Source organism: Coprococcus sp. TF11-13, from assembly GCF_003481085.1.
In the GTDB taxonomy this organism is placed as follows: domain Bacteria; phylum Bacillota; class Clostridia; order Lachnospirales; family Lachnospiraceae; genus Coprococcus; species Coprococcus aceti.
The window spans coordinates 232-529 of sequence record NZ_QUKK01000032.1; the positions used below are offsets into that span (position 1 = coordinate 232).

General features: G+C 43.0%; 1 protein-coding gene. It reads right to left on the reverse strand.

The genetic code is table 11. From position 1 onward, the window contains the following. Positions 1–298: hypothetical protein (locus DXD11_RS14275; protein WP_199688750.1), on the reverse strand; the 298-nt coding region annotated here is incomplete at both ends.

The following is a 298-nucleotide window of genomic DNA, read 5'->3' on the forward strand; positions in this document are numbered from 1 at the left end:
TCGCCACTGCAGCAGTAACCACAAGCACGCCTATGCCTATAGCCAGCTTTCCTTCACTGGTCTCATACCATGGAGTTTCAGCATATAGGTTGCATAGAGTCTGTCCAGATGCCTCGAATTTTTCATTACATTCTTTATACAGATCGTATGCCTCATCCAGAATCTTCTTCAGAGTTCCAAGCCGATCATATTCGTCTACCAGTTGAGCACGATATCTGTCCAGGGATGATATATCCAGGGATTCCGCCATCTTGCTTATGTATATTATATCTCTCTGACGTCTGATATCATCAATATA